At 44.5% G+C, this 19,816-nt stretch carries 16 protein-coding genes and 2 pseudogenes; 11 read left to right on the top strand and 7 right to left on the bottom strand.

Annotated elements, in window-relative coordinates:
* Positions 1-56: 56 nt before the first annotated feature.
* Positions 57-1,799: an aspartate:alanine exchanger family transporter gene (locus tag M9196_RS03495; RefSeq protein ID WP_250616135.1), complete on the top strand. Its 1,743-nt coding sequence runs from the start codon at positions 57-59 to the stop codon at positions 1,797-1,799.
* Positions 1,800-1,967: 168 nt separating this feature from the next.
* Here the strand turns inward: M9196_RS03495 and M9196_RS03490 are convergent, their stop codons facing one another.
* Entirely contained in the window at positions 1,968-3,410 is a 1,443-nt protein-coding gene (locus M9196_RS03490; protein WP_250616134.1) for a sucrose-specific PTS transporter subunit IIBC, read from the bottom strand.
* Positions 3,411-3,691: 281 nt separating this feature from the next.
* Here M9196_RS03490 and M9196_RS03485 point away from each other — a divergent pair, with 281 nt between their 5' ends.
* The 6 genes and pseudogenes from M9196_RS03485 (at position 3,692) to M9196_RS03465 (ending at position 9,714) form a co-directional block, all read left to right on the top strand.
* The gene (locus M9196_RS03485) at positions 3,692-4,681 is read left to right on the top strand and encodes a LacI family DNA-binding transcriptional regulator (protein ID WP_250616133.1); all 990 of its coding nucleotides are present in this window, start codon (positions 3,692-3,694) and stop codon (positions 4,679-4,681) included.
* Positions 4,682-4,873: 192 nt separating this feature from the next.
* Entirely contained in the window at positions 4,874-6,547 is a 1,674-nt protein-coding gene (locus M9196_RS03480) for a glycoside hydrolase family 32 protein (RefSeq protein WP_250616132.1), read from the top strand.
* Complete coding sequence (locus M9196_RS03475) at positions 6,547-7,467, top strand: aminoimidazole riboside kinase (RefSeq protein ID WP_250616131.1); 921 nt, start codon at positions 6,547-6,549, stop codon at positions 7,465-7,467. The genes M9196_RS03480 and M9196_RS03475 overlap by 1 nt, the downstream gene beginning before the upstream one ends.
* Before the next feature lie 216 nt (positions 7,468-7,683).
* A complete protein-coding gene (locus tag M9196_RS03470; RefSeq protein ID WP_250616130.1) occupies positions 7,684-8,019 on the top strand; it encodes a zinc ribbon domain-containing protein YjdM in 336 nt (111 codons plus the stop codon).
* A gap of 151 nt (positions 8,020-8,170) precedes the next feature.
* A pseudogene (locus M9196_RS23665) lies at positions 8,171-8,374 on the top strand (CDGSH iron-sulfur domain-containing protein); the annotation flags it as partial.
* 90 nt (positions 8,375-8,464) lie between these two features.
* Positions 8,465-9,714: pseudogene (locus M9196_RS03465) on the top strand (FMN-binding glutamate synthase family protein).
* Positions 9,715-9,920: 206 nt separating this feature from the next.
* Here the strand turns inward: M9196_RS03465 and M9196_RS03460 are convergent.
* Positions 9,921-11,828, bottom strand: coding sequence for a bifunctional diguanylate cyclase/phosphodiesterase (locus M9196_RS03460; protein WP_250616129.1), 1,908 nt, complete (start codon positions 11,826-11,828; stop codon positions 9,921-9,923).
* Between the two features lie 221 nt (positions 11,829-12,049).
* Positions 12,050-12,253 (bottom strand): hypothetical protein, encoded by a 204-nt coding sequence (locus M9196_RS03455; protein WP_250616128.1) that lies wholly within the window; start codon positions 12,251-12,253, stop codon positions 12,050-12,052.
* A gap of 293 nt (positions 12,254-12,546) precedes the next feature.
* On the opposite strand from M9196_RS03455, the gene M9196_RS03450 reads away from it, so the two are divergent.
* Positions 12,547-13,470 carry a LysR family transcriptional regulator gene (locus tag M9196_RS03450; RefSeq protein WP_250616127.1) on the top strand — a complete coding sequence of 308 codons (924 nt, stop codon included), beginning with the start codon at positions 12,547-12,549 and terminating at the stop codon, positions 13,468-13,470.
* A gap of 36 nt (positions 13,471-13,506) precedes the next feature.
* Here M9196_RS03450 and M9196_RS03445 read toward each other — a convergent pair whose 3' ends face one another.
* Together M9196_RS03445 and M9196_RS03440 are read right to left on the bottom strand one after the other, a co-directional pair.
* Positions 13,507-14,778, bottom strand: a complete 1,272-nt coding sequence (locus tag M9196_RS03445; protein ID WP_250616126.1) for a DUF1254 domain-containing protein — start codon at positions 14,776-14,778, stop codon at positions 13,507-13,509.
* An 82-nt stretch (positions 14,779-14,860) separates the two neighbouring features.
* Positions 14,861-15,634, bottom strand: coding sequence for a hypothetical protein (locus M9196_RS03440; RefSeq protein WP_250616125.1), 774 nt, complete (start codon positions 15,632-15,634; stop codon positions 14,861-14,863).
* 458 nt (positions 15,635-16,092) lie between these two features.
* Between M9196_RS03440 and M9196_RS03435 the strand changes: the two genes are divergently transcribed.
* Positions 16,093-16,617 (top strand): cysteine dioxygenase, encoded by a 525-nt coding sequence (locus M9196_RS03435; RefSeq protein ID WP_250616278.1) that lies wholly within the window; start codon positions 16,093-16,095, stop codon positions 16,615-16,617.
* Between the two features lie 174 nt (positions 16,618-16,791).
* On the opposite strand, the gene emrD is transcribed toward M9196_RS03435, so the two are convergent.
* The gene (gene emrD, locus M9196_RS03430; protein ID WP_250616124.1) at positions 16,792-18,000 is read right to left on the bottom strand and encodes a multidrug efflux MFS transporter EmrD; all 1,209 of its coding nucleotides are present in this window, start codon (positions 17,998-18,000) and stop codon (positions 16,792-16,794) included.
* A 491-nt stretch (positions 18,001-18,491) separates the two neighbouring features.
* Between emrD and M9196_RS03425 the strand changes: the two genes are divergently transcribed.
* Positions 18,492-18,662 (top strand): hypothetical protein, encoded by a 171-nt coding sequence (locus M9196_RS03425; protein ID WP_250616123.1) that lies wholly within the window; start codon positions 18,492-18,494, stop codon positions 18,660-18,662.
* Positions 18,663-18,757: 95 nt separating this feature from the next.
* On the top strand, positions 18,758-19,195 hold the full coding sequence (locus M9196_RS03420; protein ID WP_250616122.1) for a glycine zipper family protein: 438 nt from the start codon (positions 18,758-18,760) through the stop codon (positions 19,193-19,195).
* A gap of 54 nt (positions 19,196-19,249) precedes the next feature.
* Here M9196_RS03420 and M9196_RS03415 read toward each other — a convergent pair whose 3' ends face one another.
* Entirely contained in the window at positions 19,250-19,435 is a 186-nt protein-coding gene (locus tag M9196_RS03415) for a hypothetical protein (RefSeq protein ID WP_250616121.1), read from the bottom strand.
* Positions 19,436-19,816: the final 381 nt, after the last annotated feature.

The raw sequence follows: 19,816 nt of genomic DNA, 5'->3' as shown, positions 1-19,816 counted from the left end.
TCATTCTACATGGTGCTTTTCACTTCGACGTTATCTCATTTTACGGGAACGTGAGTATGAATATTACAGACCTACCATTTTCGGTTATTCACTATATTGCCGAAAACCCATTTGTGTTTTTGTTCTTGTCTATTGGGATTGGTTACCCGTTAGGGAAACTGTCAGTCAAAGGAGTCAGCTTAGGTTCTACAGCGGGCACCTTGATTGTAGGAATAGCCATTGCGCTGACGGCATATTCTGTCTATGGGCTTCATATCAATGAACCGGGGCTAGTCTCCGACATCTTTTTGATGATGTTTATGTATGCGATCGGAATGAAAGTTGGACCACAGTTTTTTTCTGGTTTGGCTAGAGGGGGATTAGATTTTGTTGTTATTGGACTGATCGTTGTATGCAGTAACTTCATCATTGTCTATTTCGGCTCTAAGCTTCTTGGCTTAGCGCCTGGTTATGCCGCAGGGATCATCTCTGGAAGCTATACGGTGACGGCGGTGATGGGTGTGGCGCAGTCGGCGATTACGTCTGGAGCATTTAAAGCACCAGACGGCATGACGCTTGATCAAGTGAGCGCCAATATCGCAGCAGGTTATGCGATAAGTTATGTTCTTTCTACTGTGTTTATTATTCTACTCATTAAATATTTACCCGCGCTGTTTAAAATAGATCCGGTCAAAGCTGCAAAAGAAGCGGAAGCCGAGTTTGGCGCTGGTGGCGATGCTGAGCCTCTGCCAAGTACGACTGGTTTCTCAAACCTTGGTGTTTTGCCATTGGATATTCGCGCTTATCAAGTCCAGCACCAAGAGTTAGTTGGGCAGGATGTTCAAGCCCTATTTCATCAATTCCCTCATGCCGCAATACTCAAAGTGGTGAGAGGTGAACAGGTATTTGATGCGTCTGAAAACCCGACACTGCAATTGAACGATATCATTGGCGTAAGAGGGAGTTATCATGCGCTGATCACGGGCGGCGATGCCGAGGTTGGCATTGAAGTTGACGAGCCTCGTGCGAGAAATGTGGATATTGAGGTGGCCGATCTTCATCTTGGAAAGTCTCAATACATTGGAAAAACATTAGAAGAAGTTGGCACGGAAGTGGGCTTTGGTATTTATATTAAAGCGTTGTTCCGACAAGGCCACCAAATGCCTTTGCTGGCGAAAACAGTGATAGAAGCGGGTGACGTACTTCGAGTGGCAGGCTCTGATTGGTGCGTTCAGCAAACAGCCAAAAAATTGAATAGTGCACCGATCGTGGAAAGTACCATAACGGAAACCTTTTACCTCGCGATTGCTTTGTTGATTGGTTATGTATGTGGTCACTTTAGTGTGACGCTTGGCGGCATTCCATTTGCTTTGGGAACCTCGGCTGGTTGTATGCTTACGGGGATTATCTTCTCTTTTCTACGTACAAGAAACCCAACCTTTGGTGGGCCGATGAGCGAAGGTGCTCGTAGCTTCTTGCAAGACATTGGGTTAAGCCTCTTTGTGGCGGTACTTGCTGCGACCGTCGGACCTAAAATACTTGCGTCGTTCCAAGGTATCGTCGTGATAAAAATTGCGGTGTTGGGCTTGATCGCCGCATTACTTCCACCATTATTGGCATGGTTGTATGGGCTTTATATTCGTAAGATGAACCCTGCTATTTTAGCTGGCGCATGTGCCGGTGGACGTAATAGCACACCAGCAATGAAAGGTGCACAGGATGCCGCTCAGAGCGCAATTCCAGCGGTTGGGTACCCGGTTCCATACGCGCTTACCTCTATGCTAGTGCTGATTTTTGGTTACTTAGCGATGGTGATTTAGTAATGGTCATCTAACGAGAGGTACTTACCGACGCTTTGGATTTTTAGATACCGGTTTGTCATCGTCTTTAAATACAACGCAATAAGCCCATAGGTCAGGACCTATGGGCTTTTTTATGGGTTGCTGTTGCACACGGTATCTTCTACACCGCGTGTATTTGGTTTAGCACTAAGCTGTTACGGGTGTATTGCCTACTTTTGCATTGTGGCGGGCACCTAGAATAATCGTTAGGCCAAACGCAACGACAAAAGCGATCAGCATACCAACGACGTAGTACATAATATCGTTTGGACGAATGGAGATAATGCCAGGCAAACCAGCCGCTCCCAATGCAGAGGCTTTGACGTTGAACATAGTGACAAAGGCACTAGAAACGGCAGCGGCGCAAATAGCAGCAATGAACGGATAACGTAGTTTTAAGTTCACCCCAAACATTGCCGGCTCAGTAATACCGAGTAATGCTGTGACGCCAGATGGCATTGCTATTCCTTTTGTTTTGGTATCTTTGGTGGTGAAGGCAACAGCAAGTGCTGCACCGCCCTGAGCGATATTAGACATTGCAGCGATAGGGAAGATAAAGGTTCCTCCAGTAATTGCGATGTCAGCGAGCAATTGAGTTTCAATAGCAATAAAGCTGTGGTGCATACCCGTGATAACAAACGGTGCGTAAATGAAGCCAAATAAAGCGCCGCCGATAAAGCCTGCAGAATCGTAAAGCCAATTAAGGCTATCGCCCAATAAGAAACCAATATCACGGGTGAAAGGGCCGACGATGGTAAAGGTTAGGAAGCCAGTGATAAAAATGGCGAGCATTGGCGTAAGTAAATTATCAAGTACTGACGGGATAAATTGACGTAGTCCGTTTTCTACTTTCGCCAAGATAAAAGCGGAAACCAAAACAGGCAATACCGAGCCTTGGTAACCAACTTTTTGGATCTCGAAGCCAAAAATGTTCCAAGTAGGGATCGTACCAGAGACACTCGCACCACCGAAACCCCAACCGTTCAAAAGATCAGGGTGAACCATTAACATCCCCAGCGCCGCGCCAAGGAAAGGGTTTCCACCAAACTTTTTAGATGCTGAAAAAGCGAGTAAAACAGGTAAATAAACAAAAGGGGCATTGGCAAATGTGTTGATCATCCCTGCTAAGTCAGCCATGCCAGGGTAGGCTTCAATAAGCGATAGCCCGTCAATGAATAGCCCTTTAGCCGTAAGAAGGTTGAATACACCCATTAATAGGCCACCCGCCACAATGGCTGGGATAATCGGTACGAATATATCAGAGAGCCCTTTGACCGCTTTTTGGACCACATTTTGTTTTTCGGCACCTGCGGAAGCGACTTCACTGGTTGACATGTCGCTCATTCCAGTCAGCTTAGCCATTTCAGCGTAGACTTGATTGACAATACCAGAGCCGAAAATGACTTGGTATTGGCCTGCCACTTTAAACTGGCCTTTTACGCCTTCAAGGTTATCGATCGCATCTTCTTGAAGTAAGGACTCATCTTTAACGGCAAGGCGTAATCGTGTCGCGCAATGGGCGAGTGCGGTGAGGTTATCTTTACCTCCAATGAGTGCTAAGAGTTCTTTTGCTACAGCAGGGTAGTTCATAACGGGCTCCGGATATCTTGGGTATACCCTAAATCGCTGGGTATCGTAATGACTATTTCTTATTATATTAGGAATAGACTGTTAATTGTTGGGAACGTTTGCAAAATGGATTTTTCGGGAAAAAGGGTATTTAGTCAAAATTAAATGCAGAAAAGTATGACGATGATCGACTTATTTAACCGGATCTGGCGGTTAGTGTGATCACAAAGCACTATCTTTCATGATTATTAGTTGTCAAACTTGCAAACAATTGCAGAAAAGAACAAAAGGCTGAATATTGCATGGCAAGTTTGCATGACGTAGCGAAGCTCGCAGGGGTTTCAAAGTCCACCGTGTCTCGCGTTGTTAATGACGAGTACGGAGTAAAAGAAAGCACTAAGCTCAAGGTCAGAAAGGCCATTGAAGAGTGCGGCTACTTTGTGAATCAAGTCGCTAAGGATCTAAAATTACAGCAGACCAATTTGATAGGCGTCATTGTGCCAACCGTGTCTTCAGGCGCAGTGTCACAAGGGGCTGACGGTCTAAGTCGGGTGTTTGAGCAAGCAGGGAAATACGTACTATTGGCGAATAGCCAGCATAACAATGACAAAGAAGTTGAGTTCATTCGGTTGTTCAATCAAAAACGGGTCGAAGGCATTATTCTCTATGCGACTCACCTTGATAGAGAGCTGGTTAAAGTGATTGGGCAGTCCGACGTACCAGTTGTTCTCGTGGGTCAAGATGGTTCTTTGTTTGATATACCAAGCGTGATTCATGATGACAGCCGGGTTGGGTTTGTTGCTGGTCAAAGGTTGGTTGAGGCAGGGGCAAAGAAAATCGGCTTTATTGGCGTGAATAGTCAAGATATCGCTGTTGATTCAATGCGTTACCAGGGATTGCTTCAGGCCACGGAATTTGCGGGACTCGGTGAGCCTTTATTCCACAGCCGGGGAGAATTTTCTATTGAGTCGGGTTTTGAGCAGATGACTGATCTACTCAATACTTATCCAGACGTTGATGGCGTATTCTGTGCAACCGATCGTATAGCTGTTGGCGCAATTAATGCGATTAAACAATCTGGAAAATTGCCTGGTCAAGATATCAAAATTCTAGGCGTCGGCGATGATGAGCTAGGTAGTGTGTGCTCACCTACGCTGTCGACATTTCATTATTCATTTGACTCGGCTGGTGAGGCGTCTGCGCAAGTGCTGTTGGATTTAATTAATGGAAAACAACAGCATATGAGCAAAATGGTACTTGGCTTTAAGAGCGTGGATAGGGAAACATGCTAGGAAGGTAATATCTGGGGGGGCTGAGAAACGGGTATAAAAGCAGTGTTCAATGCGCCTGTTGTTGATTCCGTAAGTGGTTATTTTTCAGGTGCGCTCACAGATTTACTGTTGGTGGACGATTCGAACTTGAATTTTTAGACACGCTACACTAAAGTTGCAAACGTTCCCAAAATATTAACTGTGAGTGTGACTATGTCGTTAGCCTGTTTTATTACAGACTGTGGTGGAATCCAGAATGTAACCCGAGTACTTATCCCTGATGATGATCTGGTGTTTGAAGTCAGAGATATGGATCTAGTGACCGCGGCACAGCAGTTACCTTCAATGGATGACGTTGAAGAGAAAGTATGCATTGAGATTAATACATTACTAAAGCAAGTGCGTTACAAGAAGCCCGCAACCTTAGCAAGCGCCGATCTGCTTGCCGTTGGGAAGCAGATAGCGAGTCAACAGCGTGTAATGGCGCAAGCATGTGAAGTGCCAACAGAGTGTGAGTTCCGTCCACAGTGGCACATCGCGCCGCCACAGGGTTTGCTTAACGATCCTAATGGCTTCGTATTCCACAATGGACAGTATCATTTGTTCTACCAATGGTCGCCGTATTCCTGTGAGCATAAAGACAAGTATTGGGCTCACATAGTGAGCAAAGACTTGCTTGGCTGGCAGCGACAACCCTTAGCGCTGACACCCTCTGACTGGTTCGATTCTCATGGGGTGTTTTCGGGACATGCTGTAAGCAATGGTGATGAGTTGATGCTGTTTTATACTGGCAATACACGAATTGGCGAGCAACGAGATCGTCACACGACTCAATGCCTTGCCGTGTCAGCCGACGGCGTTACCTTTGATAAAAAAGGCCCGGTTGTAGCAACGCTTCCTCCCCAAGTCACACCACATTGCCGTGACCCTAAAGTGTTTTACCATAGCAATGAATGGCTAATGTTGCTTGGCGCACAGAGAGAAGACATGCGAGGACGTCTCGCGGTCTATAAATCGAATAATCTTCATGATTGGCATTATCACGGCTTGTATGGCGAAGAGATGGGGGATCTCGGTTACATGTGGGAGTGCCCCGATATGTTCCAACTTAATGGTCGTTGGGTGGCACTTATCGGCCCGCAGGGAATTGAGTCAACTAGCCCTCATCACACGGTACCTCATCATAATGGGTATTTTGACGTTGAATGGTCTGATGGACAAAGCATGACGTTCTCTGGTTTTAAAAATCTTGATCATGGCTTTGATTTTTATGCACCACAGACGCTAGCAACGCCAGATGGTCGACGTGTACTGATTGGGTGGATGGGACTACCGGATGAAATCAATCAACCTAGTATTGATAATGGCTGGGTCCATCAACTCACGTGCTTGCGTGAGTTGACGTATCAAGGCGATCGCCTAATACAACGTCCGCTTCAAGAGCTGAAATCAATGCAAGGTGCTGTTGAGGAGTTCGAACTTAATGATGCATCAAGAGATTTAGGCACAAAGTCGTTTGAGTTAAAGGTGGAACTTCAGTGGGGCAGTGAATTAGCCTTGTTCAAAGGCAGTCATCACGAGCTTAAGATAACTCTAGATGCTGACATTCGCTCGTTACGGCTAGATCGAAGCCAAACCTTAATCAGAGAAGGCGACCAAATAAGAGAGCTGCCTCTTTCTAGTTCTACAGTGACACTACACATTTTGGCGGATTCATCGTCGGTAGAACTCTTTATTAATGATGGTGAATACGTCATGAGTAGCCGCGTATTTACGCCGCTTAACGCGACCAATATAACGCTTTCTGGGTGCGCGACATTTTCATTTTGGAGGTTGGCTTTACCTAAGTTGAACTCTGCAAGTAGTAATCTAAAAGGGTGTGAGTAATGAACAGAGTATGGTTGTCTGGTGATGCCGTTGTTGATTTGATTCCTGAAGGGGACACGAGCTATTTAAAGTGTCCCGGTGGTGCGCCGGCCAATGTTGCGGTCGCCATTACTCGCTTAGGTGGGGACAGTGCTTTCTTTGGCCGTGTAGGTGACGATCCACTTGGGCGATTCATGAAGCAAGTACTAAGTGATGAGGGAGTGAGTACTGAGTACATGATATTAGATGCTCAGCAGCGCACCTCTACCGTTATCGTTGATCTTGATGCTCAAGGAGAGCGAAGCTTTACTTTTATGGTAAAACCTAGCGCCGATCAGTTTCTTGTCCAAGAGGATATACCAAAATTTGAGGCTAAACAGTGGCTTCACCTTTGCTCCATTGCATTGGCTAATGAACCTAGTCGAAGTAGCACCATGTCAGCGATGGAGAGTATCAAAGCCGCAGGGGGCTTTGTGAGCTTTGACCCGAATCTTCGTGAAGAAGTGTGGGCAAACCCTAATGAGATTCGAACCGTGGTTCTCAAAGCGATTGAAATGGCCGATGTGGTTAAATTTTCCGATGATGAATTGTTGTATTTGACTAATACCGAGACATTGCAAGAGGGTTTAGCCCGTATCGCACCACTTAATATCCCTCTGGTTCTTGTAACTCAAGGAGCAAAAGGTGCTTTGCTTATCCATCAAGGGTGTCAGCAGCTGATCTCCGGTCAAAAAATGCACCCGATCGATACAACAGGAGCCGGCGATGCATTTGTTGGCGGGCTGCTGGTTCGGTTGGCACAAAGTGATGAGTGGAACAACATCGCCACCATCATGGAAGCCGTCCAGTGGGGTAATGGCTGTGGGGCGCTAGCAACGACTAAAAAAGGTGCAATGACTGCACTGCCTACTCAGTGCGAATTAATGGCGTTTATTCATTAATCATTGATGAATCGGCCGTAATGAAAAGAGAGAAGCCGAGTGGTGGTTGAGCCCTTTTACCCACTGTTCGGCTTATTTAGTAGCGATGTTTTATCGTAATGTCTGTTGTACTTAACCTGTGACCTTGCATTGAATTCATTTATTGAAAAGTTACTCGCTAACGAAGAAAAGACCCATTACCATACCGAGTAGATTCATTAACAGAAGTATCACAGTATGTCACTACCACCTTGCCTCGCATGCCAATCCGAATATGTTTATCAAGACCAAGATCAGCTCGTATGCCCTGAATGTGCGTATGAATGGAATCCCCAGCAATTATTGGACGAACGGTTTGTTGTCCACGACGTAAATGGCGCGCTGTTGGAGCAAGGGGATAAAATCACAGCGATAAAAGATCTCAAGGTAAAAGGTAGCGCTATGGTGGTTAAGATAGGCACAAAGGCGGTGATTAAGCGAATCATTGAAGGTAAGGATCATCAACTTGACTGCAAGGTCGATGGTGGGGGGGAAATTTTAATTACCGCGAAGTACGTAAAAAAAGCGCAGTAGGAAACGAATCTATCATTGAAAACGGTCATTATTGGAGGTGGTATAAAAGCAATCGTCTCCGTTCTCAACTAAGCTCATCAAAGTCTCTTATAACAAGAAACGCTTAATTAAAAGCGGCTGACCATAATACACATGGAATAAAGGATGGACTATGAGCAAGCCGATTATCGCCAATAATGTACCGATCAAAACCGAGCTGACTAAAGACAAAGAATATTACTACTGCACGTGTGGTCGCTCGTCTAATCAACCTTTCTGCGATGGTTCTCACGCGGGAACGGAGTTTAAACCTAAGAGTTTTGTTGCGACGGAAAGCGGCGATGCTTATCTATGTCGCTGTAAACACACCCAGAATCCACCGTATTGCGATGGTTCTCACAAGCAATTTAACCAACAACAAGTTGGGCAAGAAGGACCGGGTGTTCAAATTCAATCGACAGACAGTATGCCTATTGCAACGGTCACAATCGAAGAACCCACGGTTGAATTTATCCACCAATTAGCACGTGATGGTTTACAAAAAGTGGGTCACCATGGCCCCATGACTTCTATGGGGGTTCCTCGCCATCTGTTACCACACTGGGATGACTTGCAAATCATGGTGGCACAAATGGCGACTAAGCCTTTGCTGGAAGATATACCCGTGGCGACGGAGCTGGTTATTGGTCCAATGGCGAAGAAACCGCTGTCGCTAAAAATCCCATTATTTGTATCCGATATGAGCTTTGGCGCGTTGTCTGAAGAAGCTAAAGTCTCTCTTGCGACAGGTGCAGAGTTGGCTGGTACTGGCATTTGTTCAGGTGAGGGGGGAATGCTGCCGGAAGAGCAAGCGGCAAACTCGCGCTATTTTTATGAATTAGCAAGTGCGGGTTTCGGATATGAAGAGTCAAAATTAAAAACGTGCAAGCTTTTCATTTCAAAGGCGGGCAAGGCGCGAAAACAGGCACCGGCGGGCACCTTCCGGGCAGTAAAAATATAGGGAAAATTGCGCAAGTTAGAGGGATTGAAGCCGGCACTGCTGCAGTGTCCCCACCCACATTTAAAGACCTGCACACCGCAGAAGATTTTAAGCGTTTTGCTGATCGAGTTCGAGAAATCACGGGAGGCATCCCAATTGGCTTTAAACTAAGTGCCAATCATATTGAAGAGGATATTCAATTTGCATTGGACGCTAGCGCTGATTACATCATTCTTGATGGACGAGGTGGTGGCACAGGCGCGGCTCCAGCAATGTTTAGAGATCATATTAGTGTACCAACGATACCCGCATTAGCCCGAGCTCGAGCGTATTTGGATAAGCAGGGCGTCAGCGGTAAGGTAACGTTAATCGTGACCGGTGGTTTGCGAGTGCCCATGGACTTTGTTAAGGCGGTGGCATTGGGCGCTGATGGTGTGGCAATATCGAATAGTGCCATGCAATCTATAGGTTGTGTGGCGGCGAGAATGTGCAATACCAACAATTGTCCTGCAGGTATTGCTACTCAAAAGGCCGATTTACGACAGCGACTCAATGTCGAAAAAGCCTCGAAGCAACTCAATAACTTCTTTGAAGCCTCAACCGAGTTGATGCAAGTGATGGCGAGAGCCTGTGGGCATAATGACCTTAGCCAATTTAATCACAATGACCTTGCCACTTGGAACAGAGAAATGGCGCAGCTATCTGGAGTGCGGTATTCGGGCGTCACGTCGTTGTAGCTTTACTTGGTTTACTTACTTTAGTTGCTTTAGTTGCTTTAGTTGCTTTAGTCGCTTTAGCGGCTTTGTGAGTTACGACGCCAAGTACTTTGGTAGTTGTAGCGCGAGGGCACTCGCTGAAATGTTGTAGGACTTATGCGTTCGGAATCTGCGACAAAGCGATAAACGAACAGTGAGCTTGATGTGTTGTGATTGAGCTCACTGTCTTAATTGACGGGTCGCAAAAGCGCTTCGATATTTTCCGGGTGGGTCGGTTTACTAAACAGATAACCCTGTACAACATCGCATGACATTTGTTTAAGTAGCTGGGCTTGTTCTTGACGCTCAACACCTTCTGCTACAACGTAGTACCCTAGATTGTGTGCCATGCCTATCATAGATTCCACGAGGTACTGAGATTTTCTATCCACCAATATATCGTCGATAAAGTACTTATCAATTTTTAACACATCCACATCTAAATGTTTTAATGAGGCGAAAGAGGAATAGCCAGTTCCAAAGTCATCAATTGCGAGTTTTATGCCCAGTGCTTTTAGGCGCCTAAATACGAGCTGATTGGCTGGCTTAGTTTGAATGACCGTTTCAGTGACCTCCAATTCAAGATCGCTTGGGTCCATTTTTGTTTCGTAAAGAATCCGTTCAATCAATGGAATGAAGTCAGGGTCTAAAAAATGTGACGGTGAAATATTCACCGCTAGGCGTATTCGAGGATACCCTGCATTCTTCCACAAAACCGCTTGCTTGCACGCTGTCGCTAGAACGTATTCAGTGAGTGGTTTTATCATTCCAGTTCGTTCGGCGATTTGAATAAATTCTTCGGGGGAGACTTGACCAAGTTCTGGGTGATACCAGCGACAAAGTGCTTCGATAGTAATCACTTGTTGAGTGGTCAAATCTATTTGTGGTTGATAAACAATGGTGATGTCTTTGTTATCTAACGCGCTACGCAATAACTGTTCGACATTAGACTGATATTCTGCTGCTACCGTGAATGCCTTATCATAGCTGACATATTGGTTTTTCCCTGCATTTTTAGCTCGATACAAAGCGGTATCAGCCGACTTTAATACCGTTCTGACATCGCTACCATCTTCTGGGTAATGAGCGATGCCAATACTGCATGATTGCACAAATTCCCGGCCAGAAATATCGGTGGTTTGAGATATTTCACTTAGGCAACGTTGCGCGATTCGTTCACTGTTATGTGTCATTGCTGACTCTTTAACAACAATGCAGAACTCATCCCCACCTAGACGAGAGATTAAATATGAATCATTAATGATTGGTGTTAATCGACTGGCGATATCTTGAAGATAACGATCACCGACATCGTGTCCAAAGCTGTCATTAATATTCTTGAAGTTATCTAGGTCAATAAATATTACGCCAAAGCGTTGTTTGTTTTGTTGAGACTCCTTTACTAACGTTTCAAGCTTGAGATAGAAGTAGGCTCGGCTTGAAAAGCCAGTCAACTCATCGGTATAGGCTAATTCTTGGATGCGTTTTTGGTTTTTATCGCGCTCCATCACAATGCTGGCTAGCATCGCGGCGGACTTAAGGCTTTTGGATTCGTCTTTGTTTGGTGTTGCAGGGTAGTCGTAATACATACCAAATGCACCCAGCACTTCGCCACTGGAGCTTTTAATGGGTTCAGACCAGCAGCTTCGCATTCCATGAGGAAGGGCAAATTGCTTGATATTTTTCCATCTAGGGTCGGTCTCGATGTTTTCGACGATGACTCGTTTACCAGTATAAGTTGAAGTGCCACAAGAGCCGATATCCGGACCAATCTTTAAACCGTTGACGGCTTTGCAGTATTCTTCGGGCATACTGGGTGCACCACCGTGAATTAAAGTGTCTCCATGGAGCTCTAACATTGAGCAGCGTAGCCCGGGGTGACGAGACTCATATAATAAACCGATTTTATTATATATATCAGCAGCGGGGATGCCTTTGCCGATCATTTCTAGGATTTGGGTATGTTTTTTATTAAAGTCGCGGCTATTGTGGCGGCTCACACGTCGATAATTTGTACGAATACATCTCGCGATGTGAGCGGGTGGTTTCCAAACCCTTTTAAGCAGCTGTGGTGCGATTATTTTTGAGAAATTCATATGAAATCCACATACAGCTCGATGGTATCAGTGGTGTAAATGAGACCACTGACAATAATAATTTCAATTATACATATTTGCCGCGAGCGAGAAAGTAGAATCTACAAGTGGCGTTCGTGGTCGGAGTAGGGAATAATGTACAGCGGATAGAACGCGTTAAACCACGATAATTAACGCGTTCTATAGATATTGTGAATAGTTCCAATACTGAAAGAACAACGCTATCTAGGTTTCAATAACGCCATCAGTTTACCCTGTTTCCACATCGCTATTCCTGTTATTGCGACGACAGGAACAAGAATAAATAACACGAGAGTCATAAAGCTTTGGTTCGATTTCAGCGGCGAGTAAAGCGCCGTTCCAATAAGCAACGCGCCAATAATGTGCACCCATCGTAAAACAAGTCTTGTTGTTCGAGCATTCATGATTACTTCTCCCTTATGTTGTTTATAGCCACCATACAATGTGGATTGTTTGTCATGTCGAGATTGCGACGAATGGTTTCGCTGAATCTTGAACGGTGAAATAACCGGATAAAGAGATTAAGACACAAAGGATAATGAGTGTGGGTATAGCAAGGAGCTAATTGAAATTTTTCCTTTTTTGTGTTGTTTTTTCTGTGGTTTACTGTCTGATTAATATTTGGCTTGAAGGTTCTAGCCGCATCTATGACCGTGTTGTACCATTAATGAGTCTCTACGAAGAGTGTTGTTAGAATATGGATGATAACTTACTAAGAAAACTGGACTTTAATTCCCTCAAGTTACTTAAAATCATTGGGGAAGAGCGCAATACCAAACGTGCTGCAGCGCGGATGTTTCTCTCGCAACCGGCAGTAAGCAAACAATTAAAGCGACTACGTGATGATTTTGGTGACGAACTGTTTGTACGCAAGCAATATGGTTTAGAGCCCACACCATACTGCTTAGAGTTGCTGGCGAAACTGCCTAGCGTATTTGAGTTAATGGAGGATATTTTCTCACGCAATCAGCAATTTGATCCAAGCCAGTATACTGGGGATATTAGTATTGCGATTAATACATCGCTTTATCGACCCGTTTCTCGACAACTCTATAGCCATCTTCGACCGTTACTGCCGCACGCGACGTTAAAACTCATTAATTGGGGGCAAGACACAGAGCACGATCTTACCTTGGCACGCCTGCATATGGGGATTAACTACCTACCTTTAGACATTTCTAAGCAGGTGATACAAAAGCATCTCGGGCACTGTTATTTCAAGCTTATTTGTCGAGAAGGACACCCGATATTAGCGACTGAGCGAACCACTCAAGATATAGGGCAGTATCCGCTTGCTCTGCTTCAGTTACCGGATTTTAATAAAAAAGAGAATTTAATCGAAACCACACTTCGCCAAGCAGGGATAGCGCCCAAAGTCAGTATACGTGCTGACCAACTGAGTATTTGTTTGCATGTGGTTGCTGAATCTGACTCGCTATTACCTTGTGTCGATATTTTTGATGTTGATTTGCCAGAAGGAACCAGGTTTTTTTCGGTACATCATGACCATCGCCTCGACAGTGATATTGGTGCTTTTATACCTAGTAAACTATCAAGAACGCCATTAGTACAATGGCTCCATAAAGAAATAAACGATATCTTTTTGGCACAAGGTAGTTAAAAGATATCGGTGCCGTCCCTGGCTGGTATCACCTTTTTAGTTTCCGTAATTAAACGTTGCTTTAGGCGTCATTAACGTTTCTAGTGGTGAGCCTTTATAAATAATATTTTGCACGGTGTTGCCTGCTAGCCCTTCTTGAGGAAGGTAGTAGCGGGCGATGAAGTAATAGTCTTCACCATCGACGACGGGCATCCAGTAGGTCCCGTTCTGAGGGTCGTCACTTGAGAACGTGATGGTAATGTTACCATTGGAATCTGGAGTAGTGTTGCCTCCTGCCCAAACTTGGCGGTCTGAGCCTTTGATCGTCGCTGGATCAAGTGGTAAACGAGTTTCGTCAGAATAACGGGTGATAGACCAAAATTTACCTACAGCTTGCTGGTGAGGCATTGTCAGAACAAAATCTTCTGAGCCATTTAGTTTTTGACCTTCAGGTGTCATCGGAATCATTTCATAGTATGCATGTTCGGCCGGGAATCCTAGGTGCCCTAAGTGCGTAAGTAGCGAGCGTCTTTTCTCATCACCTAGATCGTCGGCATGACCCGGATGTTCAAAGCCAGAGAGGTTGTTTACCACTAAGCCTGATGAACCTAAGTTATGTACGTATTCACGAACGTCACTGAGCCTGGTTTGATCAAATGCTTTATCAGCGATGATAGTCTGCATATTGTCATGAGTTTGTGGCCATCCGTCTGAAATTTGATCGGCGAATTGAATGACCGATTGTACATTTTGACGATCGGGTAGTGCGATGTCTGATATTGGCGCTTTATTATCAATGACAAGCTGTTTACGCCATTCATCTGCTACGCCGTTATCACGATATTCAAACGTCTGTACGCGAATAAATGCGAAAATCAGGTCGTCGTTAACGTCGATTGTATCGATGTATTTGCCTTCAGGAATGTCGTAATCCGCGCCAGAGCGAACCAGAAGATAAGTGCCACCTTCCGCTGGGGTGACTTCATGGTATGCGGCAAAGTGCTCAGCATCAATTAAGTGAAAGGAAGCGTAACGCCCAGCATCGCGTGGTGGTACCGTTACCTCAACAGGACCGTTGGTCACATCTAACATGGCTTTGGCATATATATGGTCCAGCGCGGGTGTAATGACATCCCATGTATGATCAGCTAAACCGGGGAATTCAAAGTTATTCACGCCGTTCTTTTCCATAAAGCCCACCATATTATCCATATGATGGTAGACACGCTGACCAGTGAGTTCCGCATCTGTTGGTATCGTATTTTCAGCATGTGCGAGCGTTCCAATTGTGAGGGAACCAATTAGGATGGACATCATTGTTTTATTCATAATAATACCTAGTTTGAATCGTGTTATTCAACGCTGTATTGTTAAAAGTACAGCGTGTATTTAGAGTGGTTATTTAATATAATTAGAATTGATGGTTATATTCGACTCTGAAATCAGTACCATCGTTTGCTTCGCCAAAGTTCCAAAATGCTCGGATATTACTCTGACTGTTTATTTTATAGCTGGCTGCTATCTCGTGCTGCCAGCCATATAAATCACTGAAAGACTCAATACCACCTAATTGGGAAGTGTACATTGGGTTGTAGTTAAGCCAGATATTGTCTGTTAGCTCAATCTTTGAATATAACCCCAACAATGCAAAGCTTGATGGAATGGTATAACCAATCGAACCTTCATAGCCGGTCTTCGCCTCCGGATCAATCAATGAAGAGTGAATATCTGCGACGTTAATGCCAATGCCTGCTAGGGGATAAAGCTGCACTGCCCCCATTTTCGGTAAGGCTTGAATTATCGAGTAAGATGCCGAGCCAATCTTATTGTCAAAATCCCAGTTTACATCTATCTGTGCGCCAAGACCGCTCTCCGTATTGACATTAAAGTGTCGATAACGAAGTGAATCAAAACTATCATCACCTTTAAGGTTTAGGCTATCTGCAGCAAATCCTTTTGCTTCTAAAACATGCATTGCCATTGTGGCATCATTATTTGTGTCATACGATTGACCTAACTTAAAGTTTAAGCCTTTATTGGTTACACCAAATCCCGCTTGAGAATATACGGCCATCGGATCGGACATATCCTGATATTCATCGGCCAATACTGGTGTGATTGATAATGAAAATACAGATGCGAGTGCTACCGCTGTGATTGTTCTACTTACATTCATTAAAGTCATAATTACTCTGCTCTATTTATTATGCCCTCCTTAGCAAGTATTAATTTGTAGTTGATTTATTTATCTTATTTAAATATTCGAAAACATAAATGCTAATGACTTTGTTCCTTTGTTTTCGATAAGGTGATAATAATGAATATGGATGGGATTCGGAAATGAACGATGAAATTTCAATTATTACCTGTAGTAATAACTGATGGAATAGGAGTGGGGATAATGGGGTTACTTAGTCTCTGTGTGGTCAACGATGAGTGTTACAGATACTGGGTTCGTTTTGTTTTTGGTTGTCTGATTTTTTCGTTATGAACTATGGTTAGTGGGTCGCCTTACAATGTAGGGCGAATCTGCAAGTGTGTATTGAACGGATAGGATATAAGGAGGCGCTTTTGTCACATATCGCCGATAGTTCAGACAACGCTCAAAGTACTACCAGCTCGTTACTGGGCTATGATCACCTGATGAGTTTTAGCGAGTTTATTAGTCAAGTTCAAGATGCAAGAAGACCACTCTCTTTGGCGGTTATTCGCTTTCTCCTCGATAATGTTACGCTTAGTAAAGACGAGGTAAAATCGCTGGCTAGCTTCGAACAAGACCACTACAGTCGTAAACGACTGTTTCGTAATGAGCACTGTGAAATTCTTATTTTAAGTTGGCTTAGCGGGCAGCGAAGTAAAATTCATGACCATAGGGGCACGGCATGCGGAGTGAAAATATTACTGGGTGATGCGACAGAAACCGAATTCCAAATCGCGGCGAATGGTCATATTTACGCGACTCAATCTGCGTTATATCGAGAAAATACTGTGACAGTAAGCCGCGACCAAGATATTCACCAAATCTCAAACTTGCAATCAGACAGTCAACCATTAGTGACATTGCATATTTACTCACCGCCCTTAAAGACTTTTTACCTCTACGAGCTGGATGGAACTGAACCAGAGTTACTGGATGTGCAGGATGAGTCGTGGTTTTACGAAATATAGTGTGGCAAAAGCAGTGCGGTTTTTTAACTGCTGCTTAATGATGAGAGAAGAAGTCGATTAAGGGTTAGTGTTGCCCAGACGTAACTATCATAAGTTTGATGTTACCGAGCCTGCACTCTACTGGGCAATGCTTGTAAGTTAAAAGCCGAGTAGAGTGGCTAGCAATGATGCAGGCTAAACCATTACCGTATCACTGGCATTGTTTGGACCATTATCCCGTTTTGCGATATGCAGCCCCCACATAGCGAGTAGTGCCATGACCAACATAATGATACCGAGGGGTAATTGGCTTGTCGCAGGTATGACTGAAGCACCTAAGGTCGTTAGACCCGCACCCAGATTTTGCATACCTCCTAACACCGCGCCCCCTGTTCCGGCGTGATTTGGGAATGGTGTTAGTGCCCCTGTGGTGGCCGCAGGAAATAGAACGCCCGCCCCAAGAAAGTAAACCGTAGAACCAATCGTTAACGTCCAAGCATCGGTCGAGCCTTGCATGCCGGGAATCAGCACGATAACCGAGCCGATCATAATAGCAATCAGTCCGAATTTAAACGCAGAACGGTTACCGTAGCGTTTGGCAATGACCGATGAGAACCCTGCACCGAGCAAATAGCCTGGAATCGGCAATACAAACAAAATGCTAACCGTGAATGCAGAGAGCTTGAGAACACCAGCAAATAGTACCCCCGCCGCAGCTTCAAATACGGCGACGCCAGCAAAGGTGGCTACCAAGCAGATAACATAGCCTTGGAATCGCTTATCCGACAGAACAAAGCGATAGTTTTCCATTGCGGAGCTTTTTGTTCTTCTTTCTGCAGGCAATGTCTCCGCTAGTTTTGATGACATAATGATCACCACAGCAACCGCAAATAGGGTTAAAAACAGGTAGCTTGAGCGCCAGCCCATCGTTTCTGTTAATACGCCACCTAATACTGGCGCAAGCAGCGGTGAAAAAATAACGCACATACTAATAATGCTGTTTGCTCGATGTAATTCTTCACCAGAAAAACAGTCACGAGAAAGCGTTCTAGACATCGCGCCGCCACTTCCTATTCCAGCACCTTGAATGAAACTACCTAACAAGAAGAATTCAAATGAGTGTGCAAATAGGCTGATGAGAGCACCAATTAGATAGATCCCTAACCCTGCAATAATAATAGGCTTACGGCCCAGTTTGTCCGACAAAGGGCCATAGATAAACTGAGATAGTCCATAAGGGATAAGGTAGCACGCCATTACCGCTTGAAGCATCGCTGGGTTGACACGAAACTCTTGCGCCATCTGGCCTATAGATGGCACATACATCGTTTGTGTCATTTGTCCTACAGCCGTTAAGATAGCGATGAGAAAGGTCAGTTTAGCTAATGGATATTTCGGTGCCATTTTTTTTGGTTCTCGTGGTAATAGCGTGGAACTTATTTAATGATATAGAGCCATAGCGGCTTTTAGGCGCAGATAGTAGAGTTTCAAAGATATTCTAGCAATAGAAAAATGTGATATTAATCACGATAAATCTTTAAGTTAACCATTATTAAAAGTAATGCGAATTGTGGTGGTGATAGGTGTGTTATTTTAGTCGTTAGTGTTATCAGAGGCTCGAAGGGCGACTCAGTCCGGGATAGGGTATTCGCTAGGAATGGCTCTGTTATTAACCCCGTTTAGCCGAATTGGAGCAGTTCAACATTTCCCGTTAGACCCGTTAGACCCGTTAGACCCGTTAGGTATGAGGTCTATCAAGCTGCAAACTCGCTATCATCCTCACTCAGATATAAATACTATTAATTTATCATCTTAAGTCGGCTTTGTTTATTCCTAGGCTTCACCATTAAATAATCTCCAGTACTTGTTAATAGCGAATAATACTGGAGAAAATCATGAAGTTGTCTCGTTTACTTCTCTTGTCTCGGTTGCGTGGAATTAATGCAGCCTACTCAACATCAACCCAGAAATATTTAGAACGAAACATAGCCTCTGCATGGTTAATGACGGTATTTGTACGCATGACTATTTTAGAGGTGCCATCAGCGGCGGATTCATCACGTTAGTGGGCTGCTCTGATCTAGCCCTGCCACTTTCCAAGCTAATAAGTAAGAAGTGACGTTCTCTCCTTCAAGCGGCTTGTTTCCTAAAGGAAAATATTATGAAAAGCGACTCCTTACATCAGAAAGTGCTCAAGATCGGCGCCGTGATCAGTATCACCCTGTTATCTGTCTTTCCTACTTTAGTCTCCGCTCACACCTTAGTGTTTGATGAGTCGATTTACGACCCTCAACAGTTTCCGTTGGATCATGCCGAATGTTATCAATTACTCGATAATGTTGGCCAACAAGAGGGGCAAGGAGCGGTAGAACAAGGCGTGAAAAGGGGATTGCGCGGTGCGGCCGCTGGAGCGATAGCGGGCAGTGTTTCAGGAAACTCGGGAAGCAGCGCTGCCAAAACTGGTGCGGCAATCGGAACCACAGTGGGCGTACTGTCGGGGGCGGGTTCGAAAAACGCAGCGAAACAAGCCAACCAGCAAGAGCGCGATAGCTTAATGCGTAATTGCATGAGTGGGCGTGGTTATGACGCTCTAAATTAAGACCATGAATAACCAACGAGGAACAAGCAATAACACGAGTGTCTAATATAAACGTTATTTATGTTTTAACGTAAGTCGTCGGTCTGCATTCTCTTGTTCAATAGCAGCATAATTGATACCTAAACTAAGCTCGGACTGAGTCATAGACTTTTCAGCTTGCGAATAAAGCCACACGGATGTGATTTCCTGAATCCAAAATAGGAGCTCATTGATGAATGATACACGTATAGTTTCAATCATTGCACTTGTCTCAGTCGCCCTAGCGGCGATCACGAACCTCTGACGAAAAACCATTAACAACGTATGTTAAATAGACCCACCCACAGAGCTAGCTAATGTGCGAAACATGCACATTGCTCATCAAGCAACTACCGAGGAATCGTCAGTAGTTGCGAAATCTGTAACAATTTCAATCTTCCCCAATTGTGCAACAGCGTGTTGCACAATTACAAAACAACTTGTTTTGTCGATTATTTCTGCCCAATTATAAACCAGTGCAAAATTGGATTAGATTTCAACTTCCGCAATTAGACTTATTTTTCCTCATCGCTAGAACTCTAACTATGTGGCCAATTTGGCGATCTCAGTACATACTAAATATGTAGTTCTTTAATCAACTCA

The sequence above is a fragment of the Vibrio methylphosphonaticus genome (genome assembly GCF_023634655.1).
GTDB classification, from domain to species: Bacteria; Pseudomonadota; Gammaproteobacteria; order Enterobacterales; family Vibrionaceae; genus Vibrio; species Vibrio methylphosphonaticus.
This window is presented reverse-complemented; position numbering and strand designations above follow the sequence as displayed.